The sequence below is a fragment of the Micromonospora inyonensis genome (genome assembly GCF_900091415.1).
GTDB classification, from domain to species: Bacteria; Actinomycetota; Actinomycetes; order Mycobacteriales; family Micromonosporaceae; genus Micromonospora; species Micromonospora inyonensis.
Genome location: NZ_FMHU01000002.1, coordinates 2,451,362 through 2,476,060, shown reverse-complemented (window position 1 = coordinate 2,476,060; position 24,699 = coordinate 2,451,362). Strand labels below are relative to the sequence as shown.

18 protein-coding genes are annotated in these 24,699 nt (G+C 73.2%); 13 read left to right on the top strand and 5 right to left on the bottom strand.

Going from position 1 to position 24,699, the window contains the following annotated elements; genetic code table 11:
• Nucleotides 1-3 precede the first annotated feature (3 nt).
• The 3 genes from GA0074694_RS25430 to GA0074694_RS25420 all read left to right on the top strand — a co-directional run bounded on the left by GA0074694_RS25430 (nt 4) and on the right by GA0074694_RS25420 (nt 5,163).
• Complete coding sequence (locus tag GA0074694_RS25430) at nt 4-1,419, top strand: class I SAM-dependent methyltransferase (RefSeq protein WP_091462546.1); 1,416 nt, start codon at nt 4-6, stop codon at nt 1,417-1,419.
• On the top strand, nt 1,412-3,454 hold the full coding sequence (locus GA0074694_RS25425) for a sulfatase-like hydrolase/transferase (protein WP_091462545.1): 2,043 nt from the start codon (nt 1,412-1,414) through the stop codon (nt 3,452-3,454). Before GA0074694_RS25430 ends, GA0074694_RS25425 begins: the two co-directional genes overlap by 8 nt.
• 425 nt (nt 3,455-3,879) lie before the next feature.
• Nucleotides 3,880-5,163 carry a citrate synthase gene (locus tag GA0074694_RS25420; protein WP_091462544.1) on the top strand — a complete coding sequence of 428 codons (1,284 nt, stop codon included), beginning with the start codon at nt 3,880-3,882 and terminating at the stop codon, nt 5,161-5,163.
• 183 nt (nt 5,164-5,346) lie between these two features.
• Here the strand turns inward: GA0074694_RS25420 and GA0074694_RS25415 are convergent, their stop codons facing one another.
• Nucleotides 5,347-6,744, bottom strand: a complete 1,398-nt coding sequence (locus GA0074694_RS25415) for a glycosyltransferase family 4 protein (RefSeq protein ID WP_091462543.1) — start codon at nt 6,742-6,744, stop codon at nt 5,347-5,349.
• A 322-nt stretch (nt 6,745-7,066) separates the two neighbouring features.
• On the opposite strand from GA0074694_RS25415, the gene glgX reads away from it, so the two are divergent.
• Genes glgX through GA0074694_RS25395 form a run of 5 tightly spaced genes read left to right on the top strand, consistent with a single transcriptional unit; the run spans nt 7,067 to nt 13,986 of the window.
• On the top strand, nt 7,067-9,184 hold the full coding sequence (gene glgX, locus GA0074694_RS25410) for a glycogen debranching protein GlgX (protein ID WP_091462542.1): 2,118 nt from the start codon (nt 7,067-7,069) through the stop codon (nt 9,182-9,184).
• Nucleotides 9,184-11,526 carry a malto-oligosyltrehalose synthase gene (gene treY, locus GA0074694_RS25405; RefSeq protein WP_091462541.1) on the top strand — a complete coding sequence of 781 codons (2,343 nt, stop codon included), beginning with the start codon at nt 9,184-9,186 and terminating at the stop codon, nt 11,524-11,526. The genes glgX and treY overlap by 1 nt, the downstream gene beginning before the upstream one ends.
• On the top strand, nt 11,526-13,259 hold the full coding sequence (gene treZ, locus GA0074694_RS25400) for a malto-oligosyltrehalose trehalohydrolase (protein WP_091462540.1): 1,734 nt from the start codon (nt 11,526-11,528) through the stop codon (nt 13,257-13,259). Before treY ends, treZ begins: the two co-directional genes overlap by 1 nt.
• On the top strand, nt 13,256-13,381 hold the full coding sequence (locus GA0074694_RS33795; RefSeq protein ID WP_281190321.1) for a hypothetical protein: 126 nt from the start codon (nt 13,256-13,258) through the stop codon (nt 13,379-13,381). The genes treZ and GA0074694_RS33795 overlap by 4 nt, the downstream gene beginning before the upstream one ends.
• Nucleotides 13,378-13,986 (top strand): GNAT family N-acetyltransferase, encoded by a 609-nt coding sequence (locus GA0074694_RS25395; protein WP_245714905.1) that lies wholly within the window; start codon nt 13,378-13,380, stop codon nt 13,984-13,986. The genes GA0074694_RS33795 and GA0074694_RS25395 overlap by 4 nt, the downstream gene beginning before the upstream one ends.
• 78 nt (nt 13,987-14,064) lie before the next feature.
• Here the strand turns inward: GA0074694_RS25395 and GA0074694_RS25390 are convergent, their stop codons facing one another.
• The gene (locus tag GA0074694_RS25390) at nt 14,065-15,543 is read right to left on the bottom strand and encodes a glutamate-cysteine ligase family protein (RefSeq protein ID WP_091462539.1); all 1,479 of its coding nucleotides are present in this window, start codon (nt 15,541-15,543) and stop codon (nt 14,065-14,067) included.
• A gap of 184 nt (nt 15,544-15,727) precedes the next feature.
• On the opposite strand from GA0074694_RS25390, the gene GA0074694_RS33320 reads away from it, so the two are divergent.
• A complete protein-coding gene (locus tag GA0074694_RS33320) occupies nt 15,728-16,066 on the top strand; it encodes a DUF3817 domain-containing protein (RefSeq protein ID WP_245714904.1) in 339 nt (112 codons plus the stop codon).
• A 162-nt stretch (nt 16,067-16,228) separates the two neighbouring features.
• Here GA0074694_RS33320 and GA0074694_RS25380 read toward each other — a convergent pair whose 3' ends face one another.
• Entirely contained in the window at nt 16,229-16,780 is a 552-nt protein-coding gene (locus tag GA0074694_RS25380; RefSeq protein WP_176738117.1) for a hypothetical protein, read from the bottom strand.
• 153 nt (nt 16,781-16,933) lie between these two features.
• Here GA0074694_RS25380 and GA0074694_RS25375 point away from each other — a divergent pair, with 153 nt between their 5' ends.
• Nucleotides 16,934-18,058, top strand: a complete 1,125-nt coding sequence (locus GA0074694_RS25375) for a baeRF2 domain-containing protein (protein ID WP_091462537.1) — start codon at nt 16,934-16,936, stop codon at nt 18,056-18,058.
• Nucleotides 18,059-18,212: 154 nt separating this feature from the next.
• Nucleotides 18,213-19,256 carry an iron-containing redox enzyme family protein gene (locus tag GA0074694_RS25370; protein WP_091462536.1) on the top strand — a complete coding sequence of 348 codons (1,044 nt, stop codon included), beginning with the start codon at nt 18,213-18,215 and terminating at the stop codon, nt 19,254-19,256.
• Between the two features lie 86 nt (nt 19,257-19,342).
• Here GA0074694_RS25370 and GA0074694_RS25365 read toward each other — a convergent pair whose 3' ends face one another.
• On the bottom strand, nt 19,343-19,558 hold the full coding sequence (locus GA0074694_RS25365) for a CDGSH iron-sulfur domain-containing protein (RefSeq protein WP_091462535.1): 216 nt from the start codon (nt 19,556-19,558) through the stop codon (nt 19,343-19,345).
• A gap of 229 nt (nt 19,559-19,787) precedes the next feature.
• On the opposite strand from GA0074694_RS25365, the gene GA0074694_RS25360 reads away from it, so the two are divergent.
• Both GA0074694_RS25360 and GA0074694_RS25355 read left to right on the top strand, forming a co-directional pair.
• The gene (locus GA0074694_RS25360; RefSeq protein WP_091463967.1) at nt 19,788-21,179 is read left to right on the top strand and encodes a hypothetical protein; all 1,392 of its coding nucleotides are present in this window, start codon (nt 19,788-19,790) and stop codon (nt 21,177-21,179) included.
• A 329-nt stretch (nt 21,180-21,508) separates the two neighbouring features.
• Entirely contained in the window at nt 21,509-22,648 is a 1,140-nt protein-coding gene (locus GA0074694_RS25355; protein ID WP_091462534.1) for a SigB/SigF/SigG family RNA polymerase sigma factor, read from the top strand.
• 21 nt (nt 22,649-22,669) lie between these two features.
• Here the strand turns inward: GA0074694_RS25355 and ctaD are convergent, their stop codons facing one another.
• Nucleotides 22,670-24,673: an aa3-type cytochrome oxidase subunit I gene (gene ctaD, locus GA0074694_RS25350; RefSeq protein ID WP_091462533.1), complete on the bottom strand. Its 2,004-nt coding sequence runs from the start codon at nt 24,671-24,673 to the stop codon at nt 22,670-22,672.
• Nucleotides 24,674-24,699: the final 26 nt, after the last annotated feature.

Genomic DNA, 24,699 nt, shown 5'->3' with positions numbered 1-24,699 from the left:
GGCATGACGATCCCCGACATTGGGCTCCGGGCCGAGCCGGGCTCGTTCCGCGACCCGGCGAACCGGGTGTTCCACCGCGACGGCGACGTCCTGCGCGGTCTCGACGAGCAGGCCGCCCGCGACTACCGGGCGCTGGCCGGCACGGAGTTCTTCCGCGCCCTGCTCGCCGCCGGCAAGGTCTGCGGCAGCGAACCGGTCGAGCCGGTGCCCGGCACGCCCTGGACGGTCGTGCTGCGGCACGAGCGGATCCCCTTCGTCTCCCACCCGTACGAGTGGTCGTTCGGCATGCTGCGCGACGCCGCGCTGCTGCACCTGGAGATCCTGCGCACCGCCCTGACCCACGGGTTCACCCTCAAGGACGGGTCGGCGTACAACGTGCAGTGGCGCGGCGTCGCCCCGGTCTTCATCGACGTGGGCTCGTTCGAGCCGGCCTGCGAGGGCGAACCCTGGGCGGGTTACCGGCAGTTCTGCCAGACGCTGCTCTATCCGCTGCTGCTCCAGGCCCACCTCGGCGTGGACTTCCAGCCCTGGCTGCGCTCCCGCGTGGACGGCATCGAGGCCGACCAGCTCCGGCCGCTGTTCAAGGGCGTACGTCGCCTGCTGCCCGGCGTACCGACCCACGTGCACCTGCACGGGGCGATGCAACGGCGGCACGCCACCGCCACCACCACCGACGTCCGCGACCAGCTCCGGGCCGCCGGGTACTCCCGGGACCTGGCCCTGGCCACCGTCCGGGGCATCGAGCGGCTGGTCGGTCGGCTGGACCGCCTTCCGCCGGAGAGCCACTGGGCCGACTACCAGCGCACCTGCGGCTACTCCGCGGAGGACCGGGCCGGTAAGGAACGCTTCGTCGAGGCCGCGCTGGCGACCGGGCCGCGCCCCCGGCTCGTGCTCGACCTGGGGGCCAACGACGGCCGGTACGCCCTCGTCGCCGCCCGGTACGCCGACCAGGTGGTCGCCGTCGAGGAGGACCCGGCGGTGGCCGACCGGCTCTACCGGCGGCTGCGCGCCGAACGGGAACGACGGATCCTGCCCCTGGTCATGGACCTCGCCGACCCGTCGCCCGGTGGCGGCTGGCGCGGGGTCGAGCGGGCCTCGTTCACGGCCCGGGCCACCGCTGACGCCGTGCTCGCCCTCGCGGTCGTGCACCACCTGGCCATCGGGCGCAACGTGCCCCTGCCGGAGGTGGTCGACGCCCTGGTCGGGCTGACCCGTCCCGGTGGACGGCTCGTGGTGGAGTTCGTGCACCCCCGCGACCCGATGGCGCGGCGGCTGCTGGCGAACAAGCCGGTGGGCCTCTTCCCGGACTACCGTCCGGAGGTCTTCGAGCGGCTGCTCGGCGCGCGGTGCCGGATCGCCCGCCGGCTCGACCTGCCCTCCGGCACCCGGACGCTGTACCTCGGGACCGTGGGTGGCTGAGCGGACGATCGCGCCCCCGGCTGTCGCCGCCCCGGCACCCGCGCGCACGCCGCCGCCCTGGCGGGCCGAGGGCGGACTGGTGCTGGAGGTGGCCGCCCTGGTCGGCCTGGCCGTCACCCAGCCGCTGCTGGACGCACTCGGTCGCAGCCCGGACTTCTTCCTGTTCCACCGGGCCACCCCCGCTCAGGTCGGGACGCTGGTCGCCCTGGTCGCACTGGGGCCCACCGTGGCGTTGGCCGGGCTCGGCGCGCTGACCCGGCTGGCCGGTCACCGGGCCCGGCTGGCGGTGCACCGGCTGCTCGTGGCCCTGCTGCTCGGTCTCCTCGCCGTCCAGGTGGGGCGGGAGGTCACCCCACTGCGGGGCGTACCGCTGCTGCTGCTGGCCGGCGCGGCGGGCGTGGGGGGCGCGGTGGCGCACCGGCGCTGGCAGGCGCCCGGCCGGGTGCTCCGGGCGGCAGCGGTCGGCCCACCGGTCTTCGTCGCCCTGTTCGTCCTCGTCTCGCCCGCCTCGGCGGTGGTGCTGCCCCGCGCCGAGGACGCGGGCGCGGGGATGGCGGCCGGACCCGGCGGGCACCCGCCGCTGGTGCTGCTCGTCCTCGACGAACTGCCGCTGGTCTCGCTGCTCGGCCCGGACGGGCGGATCGACGCGACCCGGTTCCCGCACTTCGCCGAACTGGCAGCCGGGTCGACCTGGTACCGCAACGCCACCGGCGTCAGCGGCTGGACCCCCTACGCGCTGCCGGCGATGCTGACCGGTCGGTATCCGGCCCGGCCGGACGCCCCGCACCACTCCCGGTACCCGGAGAACCTCTTCACCGCCTTCGGCGGTCTCTACGACATCCGCGCGCAGGAGAGCATCACCCGGCTCTGCCCGCCGAGCCGCTGCGACCAGCCGGTCGGCCCGGAGCAGGGGCTCGGGGTGCTGGTCCGCTCCAGCGTCGACCTGCTGCGCCAGCTCGTCGCACCGGTGGAGAGCCGGGTCGACCCGGAGGCGAGCTACCGGGAACCGACCGCCGCCGAGGCGGGACTGGACGCGGCCGAGCCGCCCCCGACCGACCCGAAGTTCCGCTGGGACAGCCTGGACGACCACCAGCCGGCCCGGTTCACCGGTTTCCTGGCCGGCCTGCGCCCCGCCGCGCGGCCCACGCTGCACTTCCTGCACCTGCTCATGCCGCACAGCCCGTGGGCGTACCTGCCTTCCGGGGCGCGGTACGAGGCCCCGGACGACCTGCCGGACGACGGCGCCGGCTGGGCCGACCTGGGCCGGCAGCGGCACCTGGCCCAGCTCGGCTACACCGACCGGCTGATCGGCGAGACGCTGCGGACGCTGCGCGCCACGGGTCTCTACGACCAGGCGCTGCTGGTGGTCACCGCCGACCACGGGGTCAGCTTCACGACCGGCTACCAGGGCCGGGGCCTGGACGCGATCCGCCGGTCCCCGGGCGAGGTGGCCTGGGTGCCGACGTTCGTCAAGGAGCCCGGCCAGCGGGCCGGACGGGTCGACGACCGGAACTGGGAGCACGTCGACCTGCTGCCGACCATGGCCGACCTGGCCCGGGTCCGGTTGCCCTGGCGGGTCGACGGGCGGTCGGCGCGCCAGGGGCCCCGCGGAGGCGCCGACAAGCGCTTCTACGACCGGCCGGGGCAGCCCCTGACCCTGTCCGGCGGGGTACCCGCGCCGGCGCCGCCCGCACCCCACCCGCTGGTGGGCACCACGGTCGGCGACCGGCCGACCGGCGGCACGGTCCGGGTGGCCAACCTCGACGCGTTCCGCGCCGTGGACCCGGCCGCCGGCCGGTTGCCCGCGATGGTCTGGGGAACCGTGCCGGACCGGGTGCCCGACGGCACGCTGCTGGCCGTGGCGGTCAACGGCCGGGTCGGCGCGGTCGTGCCCGTGGTGCCACCCGATCCGCAGGGACGGCGCTTCGCCGCGCTGCTGACCGACGACGCACTCTTCCGGGCCGGACCGAACCGGCTCGACGTTCACCGGGTGGCTCCGGACGGGTCGCTGCGCCGGCTCACCCCCGTCGACTGATCGGCCCGCGGTCGCGCCGGCGAAACCGCCCGGCGGTGGGGGCGTCGGCCGATGCGGTCGAGTGATTTCGCCCACGTGTCGTCGCCTGCCGCTGCCGCGGCCATCGACACCCACCCCGGGCCGCCGACGGCGCGACCGCAACCCGTGGACGGCTGATCACCGTCGATGTCGGGATGGTTTCGGATGATTTCCACTCGTCATCCGTCGTCACTGCCGCAACCCACCCGATCGCCGCCGCCCGTCCCCTTCGCCCCTGCACGGCGGGGTTTCCGAGTCGGCCGATAGGGAATCGGGTGACGCATCCCTCACCGCTCAGCCACGACGGGCGGTGTCACAGGGAACACGTTTACGGTAAAAGCGAAGGCACCTTCGTCAAAAAGCGGAGGCTTCTTCAACGTAGATTCTGCCGGCGAAGCGAGGGACAGATGACGGAAGTCAAGCTCGATCACCCCGGTGGGCAGCTTTCGATGCCGGTGCAGTCCGCGGTCGAAGGCCCCGCCGGAATCCGGGTGGGCAAACTGCTGAACGAGACCGGGCTCGTCACCTACGATCCCGGGTTCGTCAACACGGCGGCCTGCTCCTCGGCGATCACCTACATCGACGGGGACGCGGGCATCCTGCGGTACCGGGGCTACCCCATCGGGCAACTGGCCGAGAAGTCCTCCTTCCTGGAGGTCTCCTACCTGCTCATCTACGGTGAGCTGCCGACCGCGACCCAGCTCGAGGAGTTCGACCAGCGGATCCGCCGGCACTCGCTGCTGCACGAGGAGATGCGGCGCTTCTTCGACGGCTTCCCGCGCGACGCGCACCCGATGGCGGTGCTCTCCTCGGCGGTGAGCGCGATCTCCACCTTCTACCAGGACAGCCTGGACCCGTTCGACGCCGAGCACGTGGAGATGTCCACCGTCCGGCTGATGGCCAAGGTCCCCACCATCGCCTCGTACGCGTACAAGAAGTCCATCGGACAGGCCATGCTCTACCCGGACAACTCGCTCGGGTACGTGGAGAACTTCCTCCGAATGACCTTCGGCGTGCCGGCCGAACCGTACGACGTCGACCCGGTGATGGCCCGCGTGCTGGACATGCTCTTCGTGCTGCACGCCGACCACGAGCAGAACTGCTCGACCTCGACGGTGCGTCTGGTCGGCTCCAGCAACGCCAACCTCTTCGCCTCGGTCTCGGCCGGCGTGAACGCGCTCTTCGGCCCGCTGCACGGCGGTGCCAACCAGGCGGTGCTGGAGATGCTCCAGCGCATCCAGGACGACGGCGGGGACGTGCAGTCCTTCGTGCGGAAGGTCAAGGACAAGGCCGACGGCGTCAAGCTGATGGGCTTCGGCCACCGGGTCTACAAGAACTACGACCCCCGTGCCGCCATCGTCAAGAAGGCCGCCCAGGACGTGCTCGGTCGGATGGCCAAGCCGGACCCGCTGCTCGACCTCGCGATGCAGCTCGAGGAGATCGCCCTCGCCGACGACTTCTTCGTCTCCCGCAGGCTCTACCCGAACGTGGACTTCTACACCGGCCTGATCTACAAGGCCATGGGCTTCCCGACCAAGATGTTCACGGTGCTCTTCGCGCTCGGTCGGCTGCCCGGCTGGATCGCCCAGTGGCGCGAGATGATCGGCGACCCGGAGACCAAGATCGGCCGCCCGCGGCAGCTCTACACCGGTGCCGAGGAGCGCGCCTACGTCCCGCGCGACGAGCGCTGACGGCTCCGACCCCGCACGCGACGGGCCGCCACCCCCCTTCCGGGGGCTGGCGGCCCGTCGCGTTCTCTGCGCTAGCGGTGGGTGCGGTGGGTGCGGTGGGTGCTGGGGTCGCTGGTTGCGGTGGGTGGTTGCAGGGGTCCCCTGCTCGCCAAAAAGCGGTAGCAGGGGACCCCTGCTTCCACCTCAGCGCAGGCCGGCGGCGACGAGCAGGTTGCCCTCGTGCACCGGTGGCGCGGCCGGGCGGCCGATCGCCATCCGCAGGCCGGCCTGCTCGGTGGTGAAGGACGACGACCCGGCGATGGCGGTGGCGTAGGTGGCGGCGGTCCGCTGGGCGATGGCCGCCCAGCCGTACCGCTCGTGCACCATGGCCCGGGCGCGGCGGGCCAGCACCCGGGCGTGCTCGGTGTCCGACAGCAGCGCGTGCACCGCCTCGCTGAGCCCCTCCGGGTCCTGCGGGCGGAAGGTCATGCCGGTGACCCCCGGCTCGACGATCTCGGCGAGGCCACCGGTCGCGGCGACCGCCAGCGGCGCGCCGGCCGCCGCCCCCTCCAGTGCCACCATGCCGAACGGCTCGTAGATGCTGGGTACCGCGAAGCAATCCGAGGCGGCCATCACCGCGGGCAGGTCGGTACCGCCGAGGAAGCCCGGCAGGCTGACCGTGCCGCCCAGGCCGAGCCGGTGCACCTCGGCCTCCAGTTCACCCCGGTAGGGGCCGTCGCCGACGATCACCGCCCGCAGGCCCGGGTGCCGGTCCCGCAGCCGGGGCAGCCCGGCGAGGAGGTGCTGTACGCCCTTCTCGTAGACCAGCCGGCCGGCGAAGGTGACCAGCGGGCCGTCCCCGGCGAACCGCCGGCGGGCGGCGGCCACCGCCGCCACCGGGGCCTTCCAGCGGTGCGGCTCGACCCCGTTGGGCACCACGTCGACCCGCCCGGCCGGTACGCCGAACAGCCCGGTCACCTCGTCGCGCATGTACCGGGAGCAGACGATCACCCGGCCGGACTCGTTGCTGAGCCAGTGCTCGACCGCGTGGATGGTGCGGTTCATCTCCTCCGGCAGCCAGCCCTGGTGCCGTCCCGCCTCGGTGGCGTGGATCGTGCTCACCAGCGGCACGTCCAGGTGCTCGCGCAGGGTCATCGCGGTGTGCGCGACCAGCCAGTCGTGGGCGTGGACGACGTCGTAGCCGCCGGACTCGGCGGCGCGCAGCGCGGCCCGGGTGAGGGTGTGGTTGAACGCCATCGTCCAGGCCAGTAGCGAACCGGTGGCCAGCGGGAAGGTCACCGGGTCCTCGGCCGCCCGGACGATCCGTACCCCGTCGGCGTACTCCTCCAGCGGCGCGCCCTCGGCGTGGCGGGTGACCACGGTGACCTCGTGCCCGGCGGCGACCAGGGCCACCGACAGGGCGTGTACGTGGCGGCCGAGGCCGCCGACGAGCACCGGGGGGTACTCCCAGGAGAGCATCAGGATCCGGCGCGGACGGGATGTCGAGCCGGCGGGCTGGGGGATCGCAGGGCGGGAGGTGAGGGTGGGCCGGCAGGGCCGGTCCGAGGGGCTCGCGAGGTCGCCGACCCGCGGGGTCGTCACAGTGGTTCTCCGTCCAGGCAGCAGGGCACACGCCGATGTCGGTGGCGGCGGAAGGTGGATGGTGGTGGGGCCGAACGGCCGGGTGCGGGCGCGCGGGTCGCGCGCGCCCGCACCAAGGAAAAGGCATGGGCCGGGAACTCGCATCCCGAGCGGGCGGAAGGTGACGAGGGACACCTGACGGTTTAAGCCGCGCAGTCCGGGTGTATTCGGGACACTCGGCTGACCGGGTGGATTGGCGAGGGATGCGGCGGGGCAATACCCGCGTGCGCGCCGACAGGTTCCGCCTGCGACGCCGCCGACGAACCATGCCCGAAGGAGCGACATGCAGGTCTGGCCGGGTGAGCGCTATCCGCTGGGGGCCACCTACGACGGGATGGGCACCAACTTCGCGATCTTCTCTGAGATGGCCGAGGCGGTGGACCTCTGCCTCTTCGACGAGTGGGACACCGGCGCCGAGCGGCGGGTCCGGCTGCGCGAGGTCGACGCCCACGTCTGGCACGCGTACCTCCCGGGCATCGAGCCGGGGCAGCGGTACGGCTACCGGGTCCACGGGCCGTACGACCCGGCGAACGGGCTGCGCTGCAATCCGCACAAGCTGCTGCTGGACCCGTACGCCAAGGCGATCGACGGGGACGTGCAGTGGGATCCCGCGGTCTACGACTACGTGCTGGGCGAGCCGGACCGGATGTCGGAGGCCGACTCCGCGCCGTTCATGCCCAAGTCGGTGGTGGTCAACCCGTACTTCGACTGGGGCAACGACCGGCCGCCCCGCACCCCGTACCACCACTCGGTGATCTACGAGGCGCACGTGCGCGGGCTGACCATGCGGCACCCGGACATCCCCGAGGAGCTGCGCGGCACGTACGCCGGGATCGCCTCCCCGCCGATGATCGAGTACCTGACCCGCCTCGGGGTGACCGCGATCGAGCTGATGCCGGTGCACCAGTTCGTGCACGACCACCGCCTGGTCGACATGGGCCTGCGCAACTACTGGGGCTACAACACCATCGGCTTCTTCGCCCCGCACCACGGCTACTCCGCGCTCGGCCACCTCGGCCAGCAGGTGCAGGAGTTCCGGGGCATGGTGCGGGCGTTGCACGCGGCCGGCATCGAGGTCATCCTCGACGTGGTCTACAACCACACCGCCGAGGGCAACCACCTCGGGCCGTCGCTGAGCTTCAAGGGCGTGGACAACCCCAGCTACTACCGCCTCTCCGAGTCCGACCGGCGCTACTACGTCGACTACACCGGCACCGGCAACAGCCTCAACGTCCGCAGCCCGCACTCACTCCAGCTGATCATGGACTCGCTGCGGTACTGGGTGACCGAGATGCACGTCGACGGTTTCCGCTTCGACCTCGCGGCCACCCTGGCCCGGGAGTTCTACGAGGTGGACCGCCTCTCCACCTTCTTCGAGGTGGTCCAGCAGGACCCGGTGGTCAGCCAGGTCAAGCTGATCGCCGAGCCGTGGGACGTCGGTCCCGGCGGCTACCAGGTCGGCAACTTCCCTCCGGTCTGGACCGAGTGGAACGGCAAGTACCGGGACACCGTCCGGGACTTCTGGCGCGGCGAGCCGGCCACCCTGGCCGAGTTCGCCTCCCGGATCTCCGGCTCCGCCGACCTCTACCAGGACGACGGGCGCAAGCCGTTCCACAGCATCAACTTCGTCACCTGCCACGACGGATTCACCCTCGCCGACCTGGTGGCGTACAACGACAAGCACAACGAGGCCAACGGCGAGGAGAACCGGGACGGCGAGAGCCACAACCGGTCCTGGAACTGCGGCGTCGAGGGCCCCACCGACGACGAGGGCGTGCTCGCCCTGCGTGCCCGGCAGCGGCGCAACTTCCTGGCCACCCTGATGCTCTCCCAGGGCGTGCCGATGATCGGCCACGGTGACGAGCTGGGCCGCACCCAGCACGGCAACAACAACGCCTACTGCCAGGACAGCGAGCTGGCCTGGGTCGACTGGGAGAACGTCGACGAGCAGCTGCTGGACTTCGTCCGGACGCTCACCGACTTCCGGGCCCGGCACCAGGTGTTCCGCCGCCGCCGGTTCTTCACCGGGCTGCCGGTCGGCGGTCGGACCGCCGAACAGCCCCTGCCCGACCTGGCCTGGTACACCCCGGACGGGCGGGAGATGAACGGCGACGACTGGGGCAACGACTTCGGCCGCGCGGTCACCCTCTTCGTCAACGGCGAGGGCATCCGGGAGCGCGGCCAGTACGGCCAGCGCCACCGCGACGACTCCTTCCTGCTCTGCTTCAACGCCCACGACGCCCCGCTGGACTTCACCCTCCCCGGTGGGGAGTTCGGCCAGAAGTGGCAGTGCGTGATCAGCACCGCCGCTCCGTTCCCCGACGGCACGACGGTGGTCGGCGCGGCCGGCACCCTGCGGGTGCCGGACCGTTCCCTGGTGGTCCTGGAGAGGACAGTCTGATGTCGGTGACCCCCGAACGTCCCGCGACGTCGCCGGAGGGCGCGCCGCCCGGCCGCCGCGTCGGCGCCACCTACCGCGTGCAGGTCCGCCCCGGTTTCGACCTGGACGCCACCGCCGGCCTCGCCGGCTACCTCGCCGACCTGGGCGTCACCCACCTCTACAGCGCGCCGCTGCTGACCGCCACGCCGGGTTCCGCGCACGGCTACGACGTGGTCGACCACCGCGCGGTCAACCCCGAACTCGGCGGCGAGGCCGCCCGGCGGCGGCTGGTGGCCGCGCTGCGTGACGCCGGGCTCGGTCTGGTCGTGGACATCGTCCCCAACCACGCCGGGGTGGCCCGGCCGGAGGCGAACCCGGCCTGGTGGGACGTGCTGCGGCGCGGACGCGACTCGGCGTACGCACGTTGGTTCGACATCGACTGGGACGCCGGCCGACTACTGCTGCCGGTGCTCGCCGACACCCCGGACGCCCTCGGTGACCTCAAGCTCGTCGACGGGGAGCTGCGCTACCACGAGCACCGCTTCCCGGTCGCCGACGGCACCGGCGACGGGAGCCCGCAGGAGGTCCACGACCGGCAGCACTACGAGCTGGTTTCCTGGCGGCGCGGCGACGCGGAACTGACGTACCGGCGCTTCTTCGCCGTCTCCGACCTGGCCGGGCTGCGGGTGGAGGACCCGGAGGTCTTCGACGCCACGCACGCCGAGGTCCTCCGCTGGGTCGCGGCCGGGGAGGTCGACGGCATCCGGGTCGACCACCCCGACGGGCTGCGCGACCCGGCCGCCTACCTGGCCCGGCTCCGGGCCGCCGCCCCCGCAGCCTGGCTCGTGGTGGAGAAGATCCTCGAGTACGGCGAGGAACTGCCGGAGTGGCCGGTCGACGGCACCACCGGCTACGAGGCGCTCGCCCCGGTCTGCGGTCTCTTCGTCGACGGGCGGGCGGAAGGCGATTTCACCGTCCTGGACACCCGGCTGACCGGCACCACGACCTCCTGGCCCGAGCTGATCCACGCCACCAAACTGGCCGCCGCCACCCGGCTGCTCGCCGCCGAGCTGACCCGGCTGGCCGCGCTCGCCCCCGAGGTCGACCCGACGGAGGCCCGCGCCGCCCTGGCCGAGCTGGCGGCCTGCTTCCCGGTCTACCGGGGCTACCCGCCCGAGGGTGCCCGGCACCTCGCCGCCGCCCGCGCCGAGGCCGGCCGTCGCCGACCCGACCTGACCGCCGCCCTGGACGCGCTCACCGCCCGGCTGCGCGATCCGGACGACGAACTCGGCCAACGCTTCCCGCAGCTCACCGGCGCGGTGATGGCCAAGGGGGTGGAGGACACCGCCTACTACCGGTGGAGCCGGTTCGTCGCGCTCAACGAGGTGGGCGGCAGCCCGGTCCACTTCGGCACCCCGCCGGAGGAGTTCCACCGCTTCGCCGTCGACCGGCAGCGCCGCTGGCCCGCCGCGATGACCACGCTCTCCACCCACGACACCAAGCGCGGCGAGGACGTGCGGGCCCGGCTCGCCGTCCTGGCCGAGCTGCCGCACCGCTGGGCCGAGCAGGTCGGCCGGTGGATGACCGAGGCACCACTGCCCGACCCGGCCTTCGCCCACCTGCTCTGGCAGACCGTGGTCGGCGCCTGGCCGATCGAACGCGAGCGGCTGCACGCGTACGTGGAGAAGGCCGCCCGGGAGGCCGCCGCCTCGACCAGCTGGGCCGACCCGGACCCGGTCTTCGAGCGGACCCTGCACGCCCTGGTCGACCGGATGTACGACGACCCGGGACTGCATGCCTCGATCACCGGGTTCGCCGAGGAGATCACCCGGCCCGGCTGGTCGAACGCGCTGGGGCAGAAGCTCGTCCAGCTCGCCATGCCCGGTGTCCCCGACACCTACCAGGGCACCGAGCTGTGGGACAACTCCCTGGTCGACCCGGACAACCGTCGTCCGGTCGACTTCGCCGTCCGCCGGGACCTGCTGGCCCGTCTCGACGCCGGCTGGCGGCCCCCGGTCGACGCGGGCGGCGCGGCGAAGCTGCTGGTGGTCTCCCGGACCCTGCGGCTGCGCCGGGACCGGCCGGAGTGCTTCGGTGACCACCGGCCGGTGCCGGCACACGGCCCGGCCGCCGCGCACGCTGTCTGCTTCGACACCGGCGGCACGCTCGCGCTGGCCACCCGGCTCCCGGTCGGGCTGGGCCGGCGGGGCGGTTGGGGGGACACGAGTGTGTCGCTTTCCGTTCACGAGATGACCGACCTGTTCACCGGGCGGGTCTACGCTGGTCCACGGGTGTTCCTGGGCGACCTGCTCGGCACCTATCCCGTCGCGTTGCTGGCTCCCACCGGGCCCGGGGAGGCGTGATGACCGATTTCACCGTGTGGGCGCCGCAGGCCGAGCGGGTCCGGCTGCGGATCGACGGTGGTGGCGACCGGGAGATGGCCGCCGCGCCGGGCGGCTGGTGGCGGGCCGAGGTGCCCGACGCCGGTCCGGGCACCGACTACGCGTTCCTGCTCGACGACGACGACCGTGCCCTGCCCGACCCGCGGTCGCCCTGGCAGCCGGCGGGGGTGCACGGCCCGAGCCGGGTCTACGACCACGCCGCCTTCGAGTGGCGGGACCAGGCGTGGACCGGCCGGCAGCTGCCCGGCAGCGTCCTCTACGAGCTGCACGTCGGCACGTTCACCCCGGAGGGCACGTTCGACGCGGTGATCGACCGCCTGGACCACCTGGTCGACCTCGGCGTGGACCTGATCGAACTGCTCCCGGTCAACGCCTTCAACGGCGAGTACAACTGGGGCTACGACGGCGTGTGCTGGTACGCACCGCACCACGCCTACGGCGGCCCGGACGGGCTGAAGCGGCTGGTCGACGCGGCGCACCGCCGGGGACTGGGGGTGATCCTCGACGTCGTCTACAACCATTTCGGCCCCTCCGGGGCGTACGCGCCGCTGTTCGGGCCGTACCTGTCCGAGGGCAGCAACACCTGGGGGCGTTCGGTCAACCTGGACGGGCCGCACTCCGACGAGGTGCGCCGCTACATCGTCGACAGCGTGCGGATGTGGCTGCGCGACTACCACGTCGACGGGTTGCGACTGGACGCGGTGCACGCGTTCGCCGACGACCGGGCGGTGCCGCTGCTGGAGGACCTGGCCGTCGAGGTGGAGTCGCTCGCCACCCACCTGGGGCGACCGCTGTCGCTGATCGCCGAGTCCGACCTGAACGACCCCCGGCTGATCACCCCGCGGGAGGCGGGTGGCACGGGGCTGCACGCGCAGTGGAACGACGACGCCCACCACGCCCTGCACACCCTGCTCACCGGGGAACGGCAGGGCTACTACGCCGACTTCGGCTCGCTGGACTGCCTGGAGGCGGTGCTCACCGGGGCGTTCTTCCACGCCGGCACCTGGTCCAGCTTCCGCGACCGCACCCACGGGCGGCCGGTCGACCGGCAGCGGGTGCCGGGGCACCGGTTCGTCGCGTACCTGCAGAACCACGACCAGATCGGCAACCGCGCCACCGGTGACCGGATCTCCACCACGCTCTCCCCGGCGCTGCTGCGGGTCGGCGCGACGCTGCTGCTCACCGCGCCGTTCACCCCGATGCTGTTCATGGGAGAGGAGTGGGGCGCCCGGACCCCGTGGCAGTTCTTCACCAGTCACCCGGAGCCGGAGCTGGCCGCCGCGGTCGCCACCGGCCGCCGGCGGGAGTTCGCCGCCCACGGTTGGCCGGAGGGGGAGGTCCCCGACCCGCAGGATCCGGAGACCTTCGCCCGGTCCCGGCTGGACTGGGCGGAACTGGACAAGCCCGAGCACCGGGAGATGCTGGAGTTCCACCGCCGGCTGATCGCGCTGCGCAAGGCCCGGCCCGACCTCTCCGACCCCCGCCTGGACCGGGTCGACGTCCGCCACGGCGACCGGTTCCTGGTGGTACGGCGGGGGGAGTGCCTGGTGGTGGCGAACCTGGCCGACAAGGCGCAGCGGGTCAACCTGCCCGGCGTGGTCCGGCAGGTGCTGCTCGCCACCGGCACCGGCGTCACCGTGATGCGGGACGGCGTGGAACTGCCCCCCGAGACGGCGGCGATCGTCGCGCTGTGACCACCGGTCCCGGCCCGGTCCTGCCGGATGCGAGGATGGGCGGCATGGTCTTCCCCGCCTCCCGTCAGGCGCGCCGGAGCACCGGTCAGGTGCTCCAGGCGGCCGACGGTCACGCCCGGTGAGCGGCTCCGGTTGGCTCGGCGTCCGGCTCCGCCCGGTCGTCGAGGCCGATCTGGCCATGTTCCGCCGGTTCCTCACCGAGCCGGGGCTCATCGGCCCGGACTGGGCCGGGTTCCGGGACGCCGGAGAGCCGGCCCGGCGGTTCGCCGCCGACGGCTACCTCGGCGCGGACGACGGCCGGCTGACGGTCGAGGTCGACCGTGGACGGCCGGGCAGGGAACCCGACGACGCGTCGGACGACCAGCCGGCGGACGCCGGCGGGACCGGCGACGGGGGACGGGTGGCGGCCGGTTTCGTCAGTTTCCTGGCCGGCTCCTACGGAGGGTCCGCCCGGCACTGGGAGATCGGCATCGCCCTGCTGCCCGAGTGGCGGGGGCGTGGCGTCGGCTGGCGGGCGCAGGCGATGCTCTGCGACTACCTGTTCAGCCACACTCCGGTCCAGCGTGTCCAGGCCGGCACCCAGCCGGAGAACGTCGCCGAGCAGGCGGCTCTGACCAGGGCGGGTTTCCAGTTCGAGGGCGTCGTCCGGGCCTGCGAGTTCCGGGCCGGCCAGTGGCGCGACGGATATCTCTACAGCCGGCTCCGCGACGACCCGTCCCCCTGGTGACGCCGGCTGGCCCCGGTCGTCCACCCTGCGGCCTGCGGGTCGTCCGTCTCTCGTCGCCTACCCCCGCTCCGGGCGTGCTCAGGGCAGTGGCCACTCGTGGACGGGCCGGTTGCTGTGCATCAGGTCGACGTAGTGGCCGAGCATCCGGCGCAGCGCCTCCGGCCGGTCCACGTGGTCCTCGGCCTCGAACCGGTGCAGGGTGGCCACCTGCCAGGTGGCGCCGTTGCGTCCGGTCAGGCAGCGGCCCTCGATGACGCCGAGCAGCCGGTCCCGCTCCGTCGGCTCCAGCCCCCACAGGTCCAGACCGTGGTGGGCCAGGGGCAGTAACCGGCGCAGCACCAGCTCGGTGACCGGAAGGTAGCCCAGCCCCGGCCAGAACACCTGCGCGTCGATGCCGTGCCGGGCACAGCTCTGGAAGTTCTCCTCGGCCGCGCTGAACGACATCTGCGACCACAGCGGCCGGTCCGACTCGGCGAGCGCCCGGACCAGTCCGAAGTAGAACGCGCCGTTGGCGACGGTGTCCAGCACGGTCGGCCCGGCAGGTAGGACGCGGTTCTCCACCCGCAGGTGGGGCCGGCCCCGGAACACGTCGTAGACCGGTCGGTTCCAGCGGTAGATGGTGCCGTTGTGCAGCCGCAGCTCGGCCAGCTTGGGCACCTCCCCGGCGGCGAGCGCCTCGGCCGGGTCCTCCGGGTCGCAGATCGGCAGCAGCGCGGGGTAGTAGCGCACGTTCTCCTCGAACAGGTCGAAGACGCTGGTGATCCAGCGTTCCCCGAACCACACGCGGGGGCGTACGCCCTGGGCCTTGATCTCCTCGGCCCGGGTGTCGGTGGCCTGCTCGAACAGCGGGATCCGGGTCTCCCGCCACAGTTCCCGGCCGAACAGCAGCGGCGCGTTGGCCCCGAGGGCCACCTGCACCCCGGCGACGGCCTGGGCGGCGTTCCAGTAGTCGGCGAACCGGGCCGGGCTGACCTGGAGGTGGAACTGGGTGCTGGTGCAGGCGGCCTCCGGGGTGATGGTGTCGGCGGTGGTCGCCAGCCGCTCCACGCCGCTGATCGCGATCGGCAGGTCCTCGCCCCGGGCGGCGAAGATCTGCTCGTTGAGCAGCCGGTAGCGGGGGTTCGCCGAGAGGGCCTCGCCGGTGAGGTGCTCCGGCCGCAGCGTCGGGAGGATCCCGATCATCACCATGTGCGCGCCGACCGTCCGGGCCTTCTCCTCCGCCGCGTTCAGGCTGGCACGGACGGTCTCCTCGAACTCGGCGGTGCCGTTGCCGGCGAGCCGTCGGGGCGGGACGTTGATCTCCACGTTGAACTGGCCCAGTTCGGTCTGGAAGCTCGGGTCGGCGATGGCGGCGAGCACGTCGGCGTTGCGCATCGCCGGCATCGACCGGTCGTCCACCAGGTTCAGCTCGATCTCCAGCCCGGTCGTCGGGCGCTCTGACTCGAACCGGGACTCCCGGAGCATCTCGGCGAAGACGTCGAGACAGCGACGGACCTTCTCCCGGTACCGGGCCCGGTCCTCCCGCGTGAAGTTCCGTACCCCGACGTCCTCACCCATGGGTCACCACCCTGTCACCGCTGGTGTCTTCAACCTCGCACGTGCCGGCGACGCGGGGAAGAGGTCGGAGGTCCCTTTCCCGTCCACCGTCGTTCGACGTGATCCGGCTCGCGCCGCCGGTCACCCGTGGTTCGTTGTACCCACTGCGGCCCCTAACATTGCCCGACACGAGAGGGGAGAGCACGTGCGCGACAAGGTGACCCGGTGGTTCGTGGTGGTGGCCATCGCCGAGGCGTGCTCCTGGCTGGGCCTGCTGGTCGGGATGGCGGTCAAGTACGGGCCACCCGGCAACGAGATCGGCGTGCAGATCTTCGGGCCAGTCCACGGCGCGCTCTTCATGGCGTACGGCCTGCTGGCGCTGCTGGTCGCCCGCCAGCAGCGGTGGGGTTGGGGGATCACGCTGGTGGCCCTGGCCTGCGCGGTTCCGCCGTTCGCGACGCTGGCCTTCGAGCGGTGGGCCCACCGCCGGGGCAGGCTCGCGCCGGCCGTCGCGCCGACCCGTACCCCGACCCCGGTGGGCTGACCCCGGTCGTGCCCGACCACGGCGAAGCGTTCGTGCCCGAGGTGCCGCATCAGCGCCACCACGTCGCCGGCCCCGGCCCGCTTCGAGTACGGCGGTCAGGGTGAACCGGGAAACGTGCTCCGGTTGCCTGCCCGCGGGCGCGGGCAGGCAAACCCGTCCGGCTCAGATCGTGATCGCCCAGGCCAGTACCAGCACCAGCACCAGCGCCCCGGCGAACGCCTGGAGCAGCAGCGGCGGCCCGAGGTGGGACCAGACCGTCGGCGGACGCGGAGTCAGCCACTGGGTGGTGGTGATGTTGACGATCCGCTCGATCCGCGGTGGCAGGTCCGGGTCGCCCTGGTCGCGGAGGGTGAGCTGGACGTGGTCCCCGGGGTGCACCGCGCTCTGCGCCAGGTGCCCGTGCAGTTCGACCTCGAAGAGCTGACCGTCGGCGTCGCGCAGGCGCGTCGGTGTGACCAGGAACTCCGGCCCCTTCTTGAGTTCCTTGAAGCTGCGCCGGGCGGGCCCGCCCGCGCCGGTCCTGAGCAGTGTCCGCACCAGCAGGGTCAGCACCTGGGTCAGAGCGGCCGCGGTCATCACCGCCGCCAGGATCGGCTGTCCCACCCGCATCTCGCGGGTGTAGCCGTCCATGAAGCGGACCACCCGCCCGGTGAAGATCCTGCCGGTCGGGCGGAGGATCCGCGGGCGTTGGAGGTCGCTGTCCATCATCACCACCGAAAGTTCTGTTCTGTGCACCGATGGTATCGGTCGGGTGGGTTGAGCGACATGAGTGAACGCGCTCACGGCGCGTCCGCCACCGTACGACGGGCGAGGTGACAACGCGACCGGTACGGGTAAGCGCGGGGCCGAGCCGGAAAGGGGTCGAGCATGGAGCTGTCCTTCCTGCGCCCGCTCTACGAACGTCCCGGGCCGTGGTGTTCGGTCTACCTGGACGCCTCCCGGGACACCCAGGACGCACGCCCCGCTCTGGACCTGCGGTGGCGGGCCCTGGCGGGTCGCCTCACCGAACAGGGGGCGGACCCGGAGACCGTCGCGGCACTGGACCGGATGGTCCGGGGGCACGCCCCGCTGCCCGGGGACTACGGACTCGCCCTCTTCGCCAACCGGGGCCGGGTCGCGCTCACCGAGTACCTCTCCGCGCCCCCGCTCCGGGACCTGGCCGCGTACGGCCCGCTGCCCCACACCATGCCGCTGGTCGCCCAGCGGGGCGAGGAGGTCGCCTGGGTGCGGGTGCTGGCCGACCGGACCGGTGCCGACGTCGTGGCGGTCGACGCCGGTGGGGTGCCACGGCGCGCCCACGTGCGGGGTCGGGAAAGTCACCAACTCCGACGGGTGCAGCCGGGCGGCTGGTCCCAGTCCCGCTACCAGCGCGCGGCGACCGAGGCCTGGCACCACAACGCGGGCGACGCGGCGGCGGCCACGGTCGCGCTGGCCGAACGGGTCGGCGCGGAGGTGGTGGTCCTCGCCGGGGACGTCCGGGCCACCGGGGTGATCGCCGCCCAGCTGCCGTCACGGTGGCAGGACCGGCTGGTCCGCACCGACGCCGGCAAGCGGGCCGGTGGCGCGGATCTCGCGGCCATGGAGGACGTCACGGTGCAGGCCGTCGCCGAGGTGGCCGACCGGCGCATCCAGGAGACGCTGGACCGGTTCGGCGTCCAGGAGGACGTCGGCGCGGGCCTGGACGCGGTGGTCGGCGCGCTGCAACGCAACCAGGTCGACACGATGCTGATCGTCGACGACCCGTCCTCCACCGACGAACTCTGGATCGGCCCGGAACCGACCGAGATCGCCACCGACCCGGGTCAGCTCACCGCCATGGCCGTCGACCATCCCCAGCGGGTACGCGCCGACGCGGCACTGGTACGGGCCCTGGTCGGCACCGACGCCCGGGTGACGGTGCTGGGGCCGGACGAGGCGCCGGAGCTGACCGACGGCGTCGGCGCGGTGCTGCGCTACGCCGACGCCGGCACGCCGGGGCGCGGTGGGGGCTGAGGCGCGCCGCTGCCGGTCCACCGGCCACCTCGCGGAAGGTTCCGCACGCGATGCGTGGCCGGGACTCGGAGAGCACGCGGCCCGCCGGGGCGGGCAGGCCGTTTAGGCGGGGGTGGCCGGGGCATCTACCGGCGCAGTCGACGAGGGAGGCACCATGTCAGATCCGGCCGCGCGCGCACACGGGCCCGCGCCGCTGCCCCGACCGCGCGGCCCGGTCTCGGCCGCCCTCGTCGCCGCGTTGCGGGAGCCGCCGCACGACCTTCGGACGCACCTCGACTGCGATCCGGTGGAGCCGCTCACCGACGAGGACCTGCAACTGACCCTCTTCCTCTGCTACGAGCTGCACTACCGGGGCTGGACCGGGGTGGACGAGGCGTGGGAGTGGCAGCCGTCGCTGCTGGCCCTGCGGGCCCGCGTCGAGCGACGGTTCGAGGCGGCGCTGCGCCAGCTGGTCGGCCCGCTGCCGGCGGTGCGACCGGCCGACCTGCCGGCGGCACTGGCCGCGCTGGCCCGGGCCGACGACGGCCCGTCGCTGGCCGCCGCCCTGCACCGGCGGGCCACCCTGGCGCAGTTCCGGGAGTTCGTCACGCACCGCTCGATCTACCACCTCAAGGAGGCCGACCCGCACTCCTGGGCCATCCCCCGGCTGGGTGGCGCGGTCAAGGCCGCCCTGGTGGAGATCCAGATGGACGAGTACGGCGGCGGCCGGCCGGACCGCATGCACGCCGAACTGTTCCGCCGCACCCTCGGCCGGCTCGGGCTGGACACCGGGTACGCCGCGCACCTCGACGCGGTGCCCGCGGTGACCCTGGCGACCAGCAACGTGATCTCCCTGTTCGGCCTGCACCGTCGGCTGCGGGGGGCGCTGGTGGGGCACCTCGCCGCCTTCGAGATGACCTCGTCGCTGCCGAACCGCCGGTACGGCAACGGGCTGCGCCGGCTCGGCTTCGACGAGGTGGCCACCGACTTCTACGACGAACACGTCGAGGCGGACGCCGTGCACGAGCAGATCGCCGCGTACGACCTCTGCGGCGGCCTGGTCCGGGCCGAGCCGGCGCTCACCGCCGACGTGCTCTTCGGCGCGGCGGCCTGCCTGGCCGTGGACCGGATCTTCGCCACCCACCTGTTGACGAGCTGGGCGGCCGGACGCAGTTCGCTGCGCGCGACGTCGGTCGGGTCGCTGCCCGTGGCGGCCTGACCGACGCCGGGCCGCTCGTCGTCCGCCCTCGGTCGGGGTGGACCGTCGTGGGCGAGGTCTCCGACGCCAGCCGGTGCCCCCGCCGGTCATCCGGTGCGGAAGCCGACCACCTTGTGGGTGCCGTCGCAGAACGGCTTCGACGCCGACCGTCCGCACCGGCACAGCGCCACCGTCCCCCGTCGCGTCTCGATGGGGTGTCCCTCCGGGGTGAGCAGGACGAAATCACCCCGCACCAGCAACGGTCCGTCCGGGTAGGCGGTGATGGTGGTGCCCGCCGTGGTGGGCTGCTCGTCCTGCGACATGGGACGCAGGATGCCCCGGCGGGATGGACCGAAACCCCCGCCGGGGACCAGCCGGGACGGCGGGTGCGGGGCACCCGTTGCGGGGCGGCCGACCCGCAAAGGACCAGCACCCGTTGATTCGTCCCGCCCGGTGGTGGAGGCCCCGTTTGAACCCCATCCGGACGGGAAGCCGGGCCGCGTGGTGAGCGAACGAGGGACGGTCGGGCCGGGACGCGGAACGCGGACCGGGATCACGGCCGACGGCGCCGGTCCCGCCGGTGAGCGGGTGGTGACGAGCGGCAGCACCGCCCGGGTCCTGGTGGCGGCCGCCGCCCGGGCGCTGCGCGGGGTGGACTGCGCCGACCTCAGTCACCCACCCACGCTGGCGCGGTTCCCCGGCGCGCCGGAAGCGGTGCGCCGGGCGGCCGTGGCACGGACCGTCGGCCGGGTGGCGCTGTCGGTGGATCAGGCCGCCGAGGTGGACGCCGAGCGGGTCGCCCGCTGGTTCGTCGACCAGTACCCCCGGCGCCGGTACCCGGGCGCGGTGCTCGGCTCGGCACACGGCGCGGCGGTGCACCTCGCGGTCGCGCTGGGCGTGCCGTGGCTGCCCGCCGGCTTCGAGATGACCGTACGCTGGACCGACGGCGCGGTGGACCACCCGCGCGCGGCCCGGGAGCACGGGGCGAACCTGGCCGGTCGGTTGCAGCGCGGCAACGCCGACGTCCACGTCCGCCAGGTCCACTGCCCGGCCAGCCGGGGCGCGCTGGCCGGGGAGACGGTGACGCTCGCGGTGCGCTGGCAGCGCCTGCCGTGCGCGTACGCCCGGTTCCTGGCCGCCCGGCTCGAACCGGACGCGCCCGTGCTGCTGCTGCGGGACGCCCGCACCTGGCCGGTCCGCGACGACGGCGGCGGGCACAGCTTCCAGGTGGGCTGCCCGGCAAGCGGCCTCGACCCGGTCGACTTCCACGCGGACAGCCCGGCGCTGCGGCAGGTGATCCGCTCCGCGGGGGGTGACTGTTCCCACTGGGATCCGCCGGACGTGTCATCCGCCCGCGCCCTGGCCGAGAACGGCGTCGAGGCCGGATTCGAACTCGGTGCCCGGGAATGGACCGGACGCCGGGGCCATCCGCTGCACCGGGTGGTGTTCCCGCAGCCCGAGGTGCTCAGCGCGGCGACCGCCGACCTGTACCGGGGCTGGCTGCGCTCCGCCGGCAAGACCGGTGACCGGCTGGTGGTGGAGTGCGGCCGGCTGCTCGACCCGTGGCAGGTGGTCCGGGCCGGGCTGGTGCCGTACTGGTGCGAGAACGCGGCCCGGCGTGGCGTCTCCGCCGCCGAGTGGTGGCTTGCCGGCAGCGAGCCGTTCACCTCGGTGGACGTCCTGCCGGAGCCGCCGGGCGTGCCCTCACCGGCGTGGGCCGGCTTGCCGCAGTGGCTCGCGGTCGCCGCGTTCGGCCGCCGTCGGCGGGCGCTGGACCGCACCGCCGCGCGCGGCTACCCGGTCACCTCGGTGCCCACCCGCCGGGCCACCGAGGTGCTCCGCAACCAGCCGTACGACCTTCCGGTCCCGCCGCCACTGGCGGTGGACGCGGCGCTGGCCGCGTTGCGCGCCAACGGCACCGCCCAGGGCCTGCTGGTGGGCTGACGGAGCGCCGGCTCCCGCCCGTCTCCCGCGTCCCGCCGGTCTCCCGGGGCCACGTGTGCCACGCCCGCCGGTGCCGGTCGCCCCGCTGACCCGGACCCGGCCGGGCCAGCCTGACGAAACATCCTCGTGACCCCGTGGTGCCGTGGTTGAGTACCTACAGAGCGGGAACACCGCTGGCTGCGACGGCCCGGCCGGCACCGGCCGCGCGGCATGCTGTTGTCGCTCGTCGGCATTCCCCACCTTCCGTCCTTCCCGCACCCGGTGCGGGCGCCTCGTCGCGCCCGTGACCGTCGTGCGGGCGGGGCGGGGATCTTCCGAGGGAGGCGCGGATGTTCGGACAGCCCACCACAACCACCCCGTCACCGACCGATCGGGGACTGGAGGACCTCGACGCGGCGGCGCTGGCCTACGCGGCACGTATCGAGGGGCTCCCGCCCGAACGGCGGCAGGAGGCCCGGGACGACCTGGTCCGGTTCGCCCTGCCGTTCGCCGGCCGGCTGGCCCGGCGGTACCGGGGACGGGGGGAGCCGCTGGAGGACCTGGAGCAGGTCGCCCGGCTGGGGCTGGTGAACGCCGTCGACCGGTACGACCCGGAGCGCGGTTCGTTCACCGCGTACGCGGCGATCACCATCGTGGGAGAGATCAAGCGGCACTTCCGGGACCGGACCTGGGGGGTGCACGTGCCCCGACGGCTGCGCGACCTGATCCTCGAGGTCGGTCAGGCCACCTCCGCGCTGACCAGCGAACTGTCCCGCGCGCCGACGGTGGCGGAGCTGGCCGAGCGGCTGGAGACGCCGCAGGAGGAGATCCTCGCCGCCCTCGAGTCGGCGGCCGGGTACAGCCCCGCCTCGCTCAACGCGCCGGTCGGCGGTGAGAGCTCGGCCGAGTTCGGCGACCTGGTGGGGGAGTCGGACAACGCGCTGGAGTCGGTCGACGACCGGGTCACGGTCAGCGGCCTGCTGCACCGGCTGCCCTGGCGGGAGCGGCGGATCCTGGCCATGCGCTTCTACGGCAACCAGACCCAGGCCGAGATCGCGGCGCGGTTCGGCATCTCCCAGATGCACGTCTCCCGCCTGCTGTCCCGGGCGCTGACCTGGCTGCGTCAGGCGATGCTCGCCGACGCCCCACCGCCGTGGCAGAACGGCGCGGAGGCGGAGAGCGGGCGGACCCGCATCGCGGTGCGGCACGCCGGTGACCGGGTGGTGGTGGAGGTCGGCGGCGAGGTGGACCGGGACGGCGCGGACCAGTTGCGTCGAGCCGTACTGGGAGCGTTGACCGGCCAGCCCCGTGAGGTGGTGGTGGAGCTGGACCGTGCGGGGGGCGTCGACGCCGGCGGGGTCGCCGCGTTGATGGCCGGCCGGGACGCCGCCGAGCGCAGCGGGGTGCCGCTGCGGCTGACCGGGGCGCAGCCGGCCGTGCGGCGCTCGCTCACCGCCGCCGGTCTCGCGCCCACCGTCCCGCGCCGCTGAGGGCCCCGCGCCACCGACCCGTCAGCGCTCCGGTGGGTGGTCGCCCGGTCCGTGCGGGTGCTGCCAGCGGTCGTTGTTGTCCGGTCCCCGTTCCGAGCCGAACGGGTTCTCCGGCTCACCGGTCTCCTCGAAGCTCGGGCGGAGCACCTCGTCCGGGTCCGGCACGTCCACCGGCCGGGCACCGGACTGCGGTGCCGGGTGGTAGGCAGCCGCCTCCCGCGCCCCGTGCGCACCCGCGGCGCTCGGCGACTCCGGCACGTGCCGTTCGTGGTGCATCTCCTCGCCGAACGTCTGGGGTGGGCGGGTGGAGCGCTGCGGCAGGTCACGGCCGAGGTCGGCCACGAGCGGGCCGTACTTGGCGTCGAAGGCGGGACGTTCGGAGCGGATCCGGGGCATCCGGTCGAAGTTGCGCAGCGGGGGCGGGCAGGTGGTGGCCCACTCCAGCGAGTTGCCGAAGCCCCACGGGTCGTCGACGGTCACCATCGCCCCGTACCGCCAGGACTTCCAGGCGTTCCAGACGAAGAACAGGGTGGAGGCGCCGAGGACGAAGGAGAAGATCGTCGACACCGTGTTCAGGACGGTGAAGCCGTCGGTGGGCAGGTAGTCGGCGTACCGGCGGGGCATGCCCTCGGCGCCGAGCCAGTGCTGCACCAGGAACGTGCCGTGGAAGCCGACGAACATCGTCCAGAAGTGCGCCTTGCCCAGTCGCTCGTCCATCAGGCGCCCGGTCATCTTCGGCCACCAGAAGTAGAAGCCACCGAAGAGCGCGAAGACCACCGTGCCGAACAGCACGTAGTGGAAGTGGGCCACCACGAAGTAGGTGTCGGTGAGGTGGAAGTCGGCCGGCGGGGAGGCCACCAGCACCCCGGTCAGCCCGCCGAGCAGGAACGTCACCAGGAACCCGACCGCGAACAGCATCGGCGTCTCGAAGGTGAGCTGACCCTTCCACATGGTGCCGATCCAGTTGAAGAACTTCACTCCCGTGGGCACCGCGATCAGGTAGCTCAGGATGCTGAAGAACGCCAGCAGCACCTGACCCGTGCCGAACATGTGGTGCGCCCAGACGGTCATCGACAGGACGGTGATCGCGATGGTCGCGCCGACCAGTCCCTTGTAGCCGAAGATCGGCTTGCGGGCGAAGACCGGGATGATCTCGGTGATGATGCCGAAGAACGGCAGCGCGATGATGTACACCTCGGGGTGGCCGAAGAACCAGAACACGTGCTGCCAGAGCAGCGGGCCACCGGTGTCCGGGTCGAACACGTGCGCGTCGAGCAACCGGTCCGCGGCGAGCGCGAGCAGCGCGGCGGCCAGCAGCGGGAAGACCATGATCACCAGGACGCTGGTGAGCAGCATGTTCCATGTGAAGATCGGCATCCGGAACATGGTCATGCCCGGGGCGCGCAGGGTGAGCACGGTGGTGACCAGGTTGACCGCGCCGAGGATGGTGCCCAGGCCGGAGATCACCAGGCCGATCACCCACAGGTTCGCGCCGACCCCGGGGGAGTGCTCGACCCGGCTCAACGGCGTGTACGCCGTCCAGCCGAAGTCGGCCGATCCGCCGGGGTTGAAGAAGCCGCCGAGGACCATCAGCCCGCCCAGCAGGTAGAGCCAGTAGGCCAGCGCGTTCAGCCGGGGGAACGACACGTCCGGCGCGCCGATCTGGATCGGCACCAGGTAGTTGCCGAACCCGAACGCGGCCGGGGTGGCGAAGAGCAGCAGCATGATCGTGCCGTGCGAGGTGAAGAGCTGGTTGTACTGCTCGGGGGCGAGGAACTGCATTCCCGGCCGGGCCAGTTCGCCCCGGATCAGCATGGCCTGGACCCCGGCGACCAGGAAGAAGCCGAACGAGGTGAGCAGGTACAGCAGCCCGATCTGCTTGTGGTCGGTGGTGGCGAGGAACCGGGTCAGCTTCCCGCCCGGCACCGTCGGTCGGACGGGCCCGGGATAACCGCCGAACCGGGCCGGCGCGAGGATCGCCGGTCCCCGGTCCCGACCCGGCCCCGTGGTGGTCGATGTCGTCATGCCGTTTCTCACCCCGCCCGCATGCC